Annotated in this window: 1 protein-coding gene and 1 pseudogene; both read right to left on the bottom strand. The window is 66.3% G+C overall.

The features are described 5' to 3' along the window. Positions 1-1,545: type VI secretion system protein TssA (gene tssA, locus BMW74_RS24420; RefSeq protein WP_093426650.1), on the bottom strand; the 1,545-nt coding region annotated here is incomplete at its 3' end. Then, positions 1,542-1,730: pseudogene (locus BMW74_RS24415) on the bottom strand (hypothetical protein); the annotation flags it as partial. The gene tssA and the pseudogene BMW74_RS24415, both read right to left, overlap by 4 nt.

Genomic DNA, 1,730 nt, shown 5'->3' with positions numbered 1-1,730 from the left:
CAGCGCTGCGAGCAGCGCCTCCATGCGCCGGGCCAGGGTCGGCTTGTCGGCATCGTTGCGCTGGGCTTTCAGGCGCAACAGCTTGAGCAGGCGCGCCTTGACCTCGAAACTCAGCTCGGGCTCCCACTGTGCAAGCCCCTGGCGTTGGGCCGTGGCCTCCAGTTCACCCAACAGGTGCAAGGCCAGGTCGCTCTTGCCGTATTGCTCGGCCACTCGCGCCATCAACAAGCGCAACAACCAGCGCTGGCGCCCGGTCTCAACCCCCGGGCGCTCGGCCAACCACGCCAGTGCTGCTTCCACACCATCACTGTCGGCCTGGGCCAGGGCCTCGCTCTCCAGCGACAAAATCTCGGCATCGGTGGTGGTCGGTCCCGCCGTCGTCGCGGGTAGCCATTGCTGGGGGCGATTGCCGCTGACGTGCTGGGCGATCCACTCGCGGGTGGTCTCGTCGGCGAAGGGCGTACCGTCGCTCCAGCACAGTGTTTCCAGGCCTGGCAGGCGTTCGAGGAACATGCCCAGGTCACGCTGGGTGATCGCCGCCCAACTGTTCTGGGGCGCGGGCATCTTGCTCAGCGCCTGGTACAGGTACCACTGCAAGTCCAGCCAGAAGTGGTTGACGCCCTCGCCGTATACCCGCTCGACCTGATCGAGCAGTTCAGTCCAACTCTGTTGCAGGTACAGGCGCTTGAGTTGCGCCCGATAGTCACCACGGGGCGGCGCCAGGCGCGTTTTGCCACCGCCCTCCTCCGGGGGCGTCTGGTGCACCGTGTCCCAACGCAAGCTTTTCATCAGGCGATGGGCCGCCAGCCACCCCAAGGGTTGCTCGCGCAGGTAACTGGCCAGGGGGCGGCCACTGTCCAACAAATCGCGGCCGGACTTGATCGCCGCCGTCGCCGGTACGCCCGATGGGGCATTGGCTTCATGACTGGCGCTGTGTTGGGGGACCAACGCATCGACCCCACCGGACTGGGCCAGCCGGGCAGACAACGCGCTGTACAGGCCACCGAGCGCTGGACGTTGATCCTCCGGCCAGGCTTGCAAGCCACGCTCCAGCCAGGCCAGCGCCGCCACGGTGCGCTCGGATTCCGCCTTCACCACCTCGGGATAACGCGACAGGCTGTCCAGCACCTTGCTGCTCGCCAGCCACTCCAAGGCGACTTTGCGGCTGTTGGGCCGGGTGGGCAGCACCTCGACGGCATAACGCTCGATCAGCGCGGCGAGCAGACTCAGGCCATCGGCCAACCCCGCCTCGCCATCCTTGTGCAAGCGCGCCCATAAATAGTAAGTGGCCACCCGCAGGTCCTTGCAGGTCTGCGTCAGCAGCGTGTGCGCCAGTTGCGTCACTTGCTCCGCATCGGCCCCGGACAGTTTGTTGACCTCCTCGCGCATGCGCTGGAAGTCATCGTCGTAACCAGGATCGTCCCCCGCCGGTGAGTCGGCGCTGATCGGTTGGAGCCAGGGCGACCAACGCTCTGCCTGGTCCTGGGCCATCGACAGGGCATCGCGCTGCCCCAAGCAACTGTCAATCAACGTGCGCAAGCTCATTCAAACCTCCCGTTCTGTACTGCGCCTTCGCCCAGAAAAATCTGCGCCGGCAAGGTAAACCCACGCAGCTTGAGCAGCGCCATCGGCCCGGCCCCCAATTCGGTGCGCAGGTGCCAGGTCAGGCCCAGGCCATCCGGGGCCCGTTGCACGATCTGGTAGCGGCTGTCGCCGTCGTCCAGCGGCGT

It is taken from the genome of Pseudomonas sp. ok272 (assembly GCF_900109995.1).
Classification (GTDB): domain Bacteria; phylum Pseudomonadota; class Gammaproteobacteria; order Pseudomonadales; family Pseudomonadaceae; genus Aquipseudomonas.
Note: the sequence above shows the minus strand (reverse complement) of the source record. Positions and strands in the feature narration are given on the sequence as shown.